7 protein-coding genes are annotated in these 7,569 nt (G+C 60.1%); 6 read left to right on the top strand and 1 reads right to left on the bottom strand.

Annotated elements, in window-relative coordinates:
• Positions 1-84 precede the first annotated feature (84 nt).
• On the bottom strand, positions 85-339 hold the full coding sequence (locus tag GGQ67_RS24855; protein ID WP_183902782.1) for a hypothetical protein: 255 nt from the start codon (positions 337-339) through the stop codon (positions 85-87).
• 666 nt (positions 340-1,005) lie between these two features.
• On the opposite strand from GGQ67_RS24855, the gene GGQ67_RS24850 reads away from it, so the two are divergent.
• From GGQ67_RS24850 to GGQ67_RS24825, 6 genes are all read left to right on the top strand, one after another.
• On the top strand, positions 1,006-1,164 hold the full coding sequence (locus GGQ67_RS24850; RefSeq protein ID WP_183902781.1) for a hypothetical protein: 159 nt from the start codon (positions 1,006-1,008) through the stop codon (positions 1,162-1,164).
• 86 nt (positions 1,165-1,250) lie between these two features.
• A complete protein-coding gene (locus GGQ67_RS24845) occupies positions 1,251-1,412 on the top strand; it encodes a hypothetical protein (protein WP_183902780.1) in 162 nt (53 codons plus the stop codon).
• 199 nt (positions 1,413-1,611) lie between these two features.
• Positions 1,612-2,397 carry a hypothetical protein gene (locus GGQ67_RS24840; RefSeq protein ID WP_183902779.1) on the top strand — a complete coding sequence of 262 codons (786 nt, stop codon included), beginning with the start codon at positions 1,612-1,614 and terminating at the stop codon, positions 2,395-2,397.
• Between the two features lie 4 nt (positions 2,398-2,401).
• Positions 2,402-4,609 carry a DDE-type integrase/transposase/recombinase gene (locus GGQ67_RS24835; protein WP_183902778.1) on the top strand — a complete coding sequence of 736 codons (2,208 nt, stop codon included), beginning with the start codon at positions 2,402-2,404 and terminating at the stop codon, positions 4,607-4,609.
• A gap of 9 nt (positions 4,610-4,618) precedes the next feature.
• Positions 4,619-5,569, top strand: coding sequence for a TniB family NTP-binding protein (locus GGQ67_RS24830; RefSeq protein WP_183902777.1), 951 nt, complete (start codon positions 4,619-4,621; stop codon positions 5,567-5,569).
• Positions 5,562-7,478, top strand: coding sequence for a TniQ family protein (locus GGQ67_RS24825; protein WP_183902776.1), 1,917 nt, complete (start codon positions 5,562-5,564; stop codon positions 7,476-7,478). The genes GGQ67_RS24830 and GGQ67_RS24825 overlap by 8 nt, the downstream gene beginning before the upstream one ends.
• Positions 7,479-7,569: the final 91 nt, after the last annotated feature.

The following is a 7,569-nucleotide window of genomic DNA, read 5'->3' as shown; positions in this document are numbered from 1 at the left end:
AACCGGAGGCTGTTGTAACCCCATTGCAGATGGGGGTCCCGTTTGGACGCCGATCACCCCATGTGCGGGGTCCTTATTCCATGCCTAATCACACCCGACGCTCGGCGCGTCCGAACGCCGCCGGGCCTTTTCGTCGTCCCGTCTAGCGTCGTCGAGCAGACCGTCTATCCGCGCCTTCGAGACGTCCCTTCCCGCGGCCTTTTCCTCTTCCTTGATCCGCTTGCTCATATGCGAAGGAAATTCCCGCCGCATCTGTAGATATCTGTCGAACCGGAAAGGATGAAACCACACCGGAAGTCCGCCGAGCTCGTACCCCTTGTCGGTCGTCCATTCCGCCATCACGCATTCCGCCTTCTTATTGCTGGCACCCGCCCGGCGCCGATCCAGGGCACCTTCAGGCGCCCTTTCACGGGCGTCAAGGCGCCCTCGTCATATGCGCAACTTCAGCCGGTATCTCAAATTTCTTACAACTTCTGTTGACAATCGGAACAGAGCATGAACATATACGCGCGCGTCCACGTCGGGCGCCCCGCCCATGACGGAGCAGGAGAACGACAATGGGAATAGGACCGGATCACCGCTGAGACCACGACACTTCCGATTTCCAGAAGTGTTGACAACGTTTTTCAAGGATTCGTTCATGCCCGCCCTCCGTCTATTCGGCCCGTTTCGGCCCCTGCGGCAAGCACGCCGCTCGGCACCTGCCTCGTCGCTTTATTCTCGCCGAATATGGACCATTACTTTCAGCTAAAGGATTCGCGCCCGTCGAAAACCTTTCGGTTTTTCTTGGCGGCGAGAGGCCGATTTTCGGCTTTGCTTTGCGTCCGCCACCGCTGACGGAGGGCCGGGGAAATGCACGAATCCTTAGCAAAAACAAAAGCTTGAAACGAACCTTCATATATGCATCGTGAGTCTCGCCGGCCGCACAGTGCCGGACAGGAGACCACCATCGCAGCGCCACATCGACGTCGTCCCGGACAGGAGCCGGACGCGAAAGGAGAAGTCATGCCCAGAAAGAAGCCTTGCTCGAAGGCAGACATCGAACGCCGCTTCAAGCAGATCGAGGAGCGATACCTTACGGACAAGCCCGCGGGCCACACCTGCTCCGTTGCGGAACTCAACGCCATCCTGATGGCCGAATGTGAACGGTTGCTCTCCCTCTAAGGTCAGCGACGGGGCGGACGACGCCCCCACTCATCACCAGCAACACCACGACGCGCCGCGGGATATCGGGCGCGAAAGGAGAAGTCATGTCTATCGAAAGCCCGAAACAGCAGTCGAAGCTCGTCTACGTCGCGGCGGACGCGACGCCGACGGACATCTGGAAAGCCATGTGCGAGGCGGCCCGCCTCGGTCCGGCTGATCGTGCCGCGTTGAAGAGGCTTCTCGCCAGTCAGGAGACACGTCGATGAACACCGTCACCCAGGCTCGCGGACGTAGCGTGCGCCCCCAGATGACAACGTCCCTGACGAATGCCGTCGTCGGATATCAAGCACTGCTTGACGAATATGCGACCACACCCTCCCCTCGGCGGAGGCGTCGGCAACACGTTCAGTTCGGCCATAGTCGTATCGCGATTCTGGAGACCCTCAAGTTCTGGGAAGTTTCCTGATGAGACTCAAGGCCAGAGAGAACCCGATCGACGCCGAATGGCGCGCAATCTTCGGCCCGCGGCACGAACCCGCGCGCGTAATCAAGAAACGAACGCGACACCCGACCATCCCGGTGAACCATCCCACGAAAAAGGCCTTCCGGCTGGGAATGATCCGCGCCCGTCTTCCACTGATGGCCGACCATCTCACCCATCTCGACGTCACCCCGGAGGTGATCCGGGTCGCGGAATATCCGTTTGTCCTCGAGTATCGGCGCGTCCGTGAAGACGGGAAGGTCGTGACGCGGACCCACATTCCCGATCTTGCAGTGCTGATGTCCGACGGCCGGGTGTTCGTCATCGACTACGAGCCGATCAACATCCAGAAGCGAAAGGGTCGTCAACGCGTAGAGGCGAGGACACGTGGCCTGATCGAGGCCCTCGAGGAGAAGGATGCGGCCTACCTGCTTCTCGACGAATGCAGCATCCACCTGCAGCCACGGTGGGGCAACGTTTGCGAGATCTGGAAGCACATGCACGAAAAGGGCCAGCATCCCGGTATCGCCGAGATCCGGCACCAGATCATGAACGGCTCCCTGCCCGCCACGATCGGGCAGCTCATGGCCCGCGCGTCGCCGAACGTCATGACATCGAGGTTCGCCGACGAGCCGCCGGAAGCCGCCAGGGTCAAGGGCGAATTCAATCCGACATATACCGCCTTGATGCAGCTCGCCGCCGCAGGAAAGGTTCGGCTCGACCACAGCATGCCGCTCGACATCCACTCCATCGTAACAAGGAAGGTATGAGACCATGTCCAACAAGATCGTAATCCCCACCGGGCTGCGGGAGGCCCAGACACTCGACGAAATCGGCATCCACGACATCCCCGAGGGCGTCGGCGCCGGGCCGGAGCAGTCCTTCGACATCAAGGACCGGACGCTGTTCATGCTTCTTGACGAGGACAGGCGCGTCTACGTCACCGCCATGTCGGCCGGCTGGATCGCAGCCACGCCGCACACGCGCAAGCAGCTCCACCTCGTTCACACGAAGACGAACCAGCCGATCCTGCTTTCGAACTGGAAACTGGCGTACCTTCAGGCGGAGCGTCGGATCCGTCCGATGACGGAGGATCCCACGAAGAACCTGCCGGGAAGCTCGCTCAGCTACAAGGAGGAGGCCATCGCGTTCGCCGACTGGAAGACGCGGATGATCGACGCCATCCTGGAGGCCGAGGTTGCACGCGGAAAGCATCTGACCTGGCCGCAGATGAAGAAGGTGATGGACAGGTTGAGCGCGGAGACCGGGCTGAAGCCGCTCGGCCGCACGCAGACATTCGAACGCCTCAAGCTCGATCGCGACGGGGGCCAGTTCGACCGGCTTGTGAACCAGATGCCTAAACATCGTCCCGGCAACCGGACGGAGCGATTCCATTCGCAGCTCTATGACCTCGTGCGGGAGGCAGTCTTCACCACGATCGCGGCCCTCGGCACGTGGAAGATGGTCCGCGCCGAGATCAAGATTCTTGTTCGCGACGGGGCGAAATACGAACATCTCAGACCGCAGGTGCTAGACGACGAGGGCAATTTCCTGCTGAAGCAGAGCTTCCTCGGACGGACGATCAAGGGCTGCAATCTGTATGTAAAGGATCTCCTGGTCCACGGACCGGACTTTGCGCAGCGCAAGCACGCCGACTACCTGCGGCAGATCAGGGCGACGGCCCCGCTCGAGCGTGTCGACGCGGACTTCGCCCAGTTTCCGGTGATGATCATCGACGACGAGCTCGACATCGCCTTCGGCAAACCTTGGACCTGCGTCCTGCGAGACCGCTTTACCGGAATCCCGGTAGGATGGTCGGTCGGGTTCGGCAATCCGTCGTTCCAGCTCTTTCTGGAAGCGCTCCAGCACGCAATCTTTGAAAAGACGGACCTCCCCGAAGGCATGGAGTATGGATACGGCGGTTTTCCGCTGGCGATCGGCGTCGACAACGAGCAGCCGCTTGTCCAGAAGGATGCTGAAAACGCCGCCCGGCAGGTCGGATACAAGCTTGTCGAGTACAGGCCTGGCAGTCCTTGGATGAAAGGGGCCTTGGAGCGCCTGTTCCGTATTCTCGGCACGGCATTCGTGCACTCCCTCGCCGGGGCGACGACGTCCTCGCCCGACGAGCGCAAGAAGTACGACCAGGAAAAGGAGATGGCGGTACCGGTGCTTAAGCTCGGCGAGTTCCGCGGATTTCTCGCTCACTATTTCTGCAACATTCATGTCTTCGAACCACGGCTCGGCCTCGGCGAGACGAATGCGGTCGCGGCGGTTCCGGCGGACCTCTGGGTCGAGAGCGTAAAGAAGGCGCCGCTGCGCCCGCTCATCGACCGCGACATGTTCGCCAGGATGGCAGGGCTGTCCAAGATGGTGACCGTCCAGTCGGACGGCGTGCGGCTTGACTTCATCCACTACTCCAGCCCGGAACTCTACCTCATCCGGACGAACGCGGCTCACAAGAAGGGCAAACGCTACCGGTTCGTGCGGGACGCCTACGACGTCGGGCACGGATGGGTCGAAGACCCCTACCGTGGCAAGATGATCGAAGTGTTCGCCCAGGGCGCCGGGGCGCGGTATGCGCCGGGTCTAAAGCTCTTTCAGCATCGGCGGATCATGGACTACCGACGGGAGCAGAACAAGAAGCTCAAGAACGTGCTCGACCTGGTCGAGGCGCAGGACGCGATGGCCGAGGAGGTGTTGAACCTCAAGCGCTCGCGCCGGAAGTACGACATCGCGCGCAAGGTGGCGCAGCTCTTCGAATCCCAGGTGCGGAAGTTCGGAGACGCAAAGATCATCGACATGTCCACGCTGCGCAGCGGCGCCGACCTGATGGATCTGGCAAGTCCGGAGACGGCGCGGCCGAAGCCGCCGAAGAGTCCGCGGGCGAAGGCGGTCGTGCCGGGAGAAGCCGAAGCCGAGCGGATGCTACCGTCAGCAGTCGTCGAGGACGATGACGACGACGCAGCCGGCTACGACGTGTGAGGTAGCGTGATGGATAACGATCTCATCGAGTTTCATACCACGGCGTTCGATACGATGGAGGCCCGCCTCGCGGCGAGCCTCCTGCCTGATGAGGACCGAGAGGAACTGGTGCGAACGCTTCTCGTGCCATTCGAGGCTTTCGACAAGTCCATCGACTTCATTCGAAGACGACACCGTCCGAACCCGAACGGCGGGCACTCGCGAGGGCGCGTGGTCGGTCTCCTTGGAGAAATCCGGTCCGGAAAATCGTGGGCGTGCATGCATTACGCCGGCCGCTTCCCAATGCGAGTTGTCGACGGCAACAAGAAGTTTCCCGTCGTCTACGTACCGGTTCCAGGTTCGCCGACGGTCAAGTCCGTCACCACCCTTCTCCAGAAGCGGTCGGGCGCTCACTCCGTGACCTACCACAACGCCGACGACGCTAAGGACGCCTCGGTCGAGCGCTTGCAACGCGCCGAAGCGGAACTGGTGATGTTCGACGATGCCCAGTTCATGCTGTTCCATCGTGATGCCCACCATTTCTTCGACCTGTTCAAGCGTATTGTGGACACCAACAGGATGAACGTCATGCTGATCGGGGACAAGTCGATCTACGACTACATGGATGGCAATGGGCATCTCCGGAAGCGAGGCGGCTTCGCGAAGCACTACGTGCCCCCGATCATCAAGAACGGCGCCGCGTTCGGCAATCTTGTCAGATCCATCGACAAGAGACTTCCCTTTCGGACGCCGTCGGTCCTGGGCGAACAGCATGTAATCAACGATCTCTGGAAAATCTCGGGGGGCGTCATCGGCCTGATCATGAACCTCGTCGCCGACGCCGCGATCATGGCGATCGCCGATGGTTCAGACACGCTAGGCCTCAAACATCTCCAGCTTGAGGCGGATGACAGATTCCAGGAGGACACCTACAAGTATTTCCGGGTACCGATGAACAGCGGGGAGACGGTCGATGGCTAGCACCCCAAGCGACGCGTTCTCATTCTACTCAGCCCCAGTCGCTGGAGAGGCTGCGGACGGGTACATTCTTCGACGCATCGGCGAGGAGTATCACCGATCCACGAGGATCTATCTCGACATGGTCATGCCCGACCATCGAGGATCGTTTCTCGTGCGCTCCGCCCGGCTCGTAGAAGTAATGGACATGCCTCCGAACGACCGCGCCCTGATCGAGCGTTGGTCGCCGATGAAATCGAAAGGCAATCTTTTTATCAACGGGCAGCGTCTCAGGCCGTATCAGCTCAGGAAGCGGTTTCGTCGGTTCTGTCCCGGCTGCGTCGAGGAGGCACAGTTCCACAGGATCTGGTGGGACATCGCATCATTTCGCGAATGCCCTGTCCATAGAACGCCGCTGCTTGAAAAGAACGCCCTAGGAAAACGGTACGTATGGACCTGGCCCCTCGTGGGAGTCGACCGTTTTGGCCTGGAATGCGGTGTTCCGATGCCACGGCACCCTGACGAGGAATCTTTCGAGTACTACATGCTTCAAAGGTTCGGCGTCCTTGAACCGTACATGCAGAGGCCCCTCCTTGACGGACTCCATCTTGATCGCGTCATCGATCACTGCGCGTTTCTTGGCAGGTTGCTCTCCAATTCCTTCTCAAGGAAGACGCCAATCGAGCGCTCCGGTGACTGGCAAGCTGGATTTGCGGCCCTTCGCTCGGACAGGAAGAACCTCGAAAACGCGGTCGAAACGTGGCTTCTCGAGCAGACCACTCAAGACTTGCGAGACAAGGGCGCGGACAAAGCATTCGGATGGGCACGGAGGGGCACGCGCGTCAAATGGTTGCGCCAAATGCCGCTGCTGGACGCGGCGATAAAGGTCGTACTGGCGCGCACCGGCCGCCTTGGTCGAGGAAGCTTGCAACAGCTCGATGGGATCCGGCACCGCGAAATTACCCTGACGGAACTCGCGGATCGATATCAGCTTCACAAGAAGGGGATGAGAGCGGTCTTGACCGAAATCGGCGTGCCCGTCGCCGCAAAGGGCAGGTTTTCGTATTTCGATGAAGCGAAAGTCGCAGCGGTAGATCACTTCATGAAAACGCTGATTACCGAAAAGGAAGCTTCAGCGATGCTGGGTTGCTCGCGCTGGACCGTCTGGGGCCTGATCCAGAACAAGCGCATTCGAGGTTTCAGCCGGATAGCCCGCCGGCACGCCGTTCGTTGGTTCATCCCTCTTGCTGACGTCGAAGAGCTCATGTCCGTGCTCAAAAACCTACCGGTAACCGGGGAGTCGCACGCCGTCTACTCGTTGAGCACCTTCTACGCGCGAGAAGCGGTTCCGCCCTATGAAATCGTAGAACGCGTACTGAAGGGCACGCTGCAGATCGCAGCCATCGACCCGACACGTCGGGGAATGTACTCGTGGCGGTTCCATGTACTTGATATGGCGAAGCCTGCCAGACGCATGCCGCGATGGAAGAAGCCACCTGTCGAATACATGACACATGTCGAGGCGTGCGCATTGACCTCTTTCCACCCACGCACCATCAGCCATTTGGCAAAGGCCGGAGTGCTGGAGGTTCCGCCCGAAAGCGCCGCGTGGCTTACCCGCGCCTCCGTAGCTGCATTTCACAGTCAGTATGTGAAGGCGTGGCTTCATCGCGAGGATCTTAACATCCGAGGTCCCGCTCATCTGCCGGAAATCATCGCAAAGATGGGGATGACGATCTACTTCAGAGACGACGAGCGCCTTTGCGAGATCATTCTTTCTCGATCAGAACTCGCTAGCGCGCTCGGGGCACGACCGGCCGCCGCATCGTCGGCCGCAGAAGCTGTATGGCAGAAATTCAAAGCCAGCTACGAGAGCGGGTATAGCGCCTTCCACATGCCTGCTACGATTGGAACGAAGCCTCAAAGACTGTAAGCGCGAATTTCTCCGCACCTTCTGCAATTGAGTGAGCTTTGGCATGTGGTGTCCACTTAAAAGAGGTGGACACCAAGTTATGGATGTAGGT

It is taken from the genome of Rhizobium metallidurans (assembly GCF_014196505.1).
In the GTDB taxonomy this organism is placed as follows: Bacteria; Pseudomonadota; Alphaproteobacteria; order Rhizobiales; family Rhizobiaceae; genus Rhizobium; species Rhizobium metallidurans.
The sequence above is the reverse complement of the archived record's forward strand: the minus strand, read 5'-3'. Positions and strand labels throughout refer to the sequence as shown.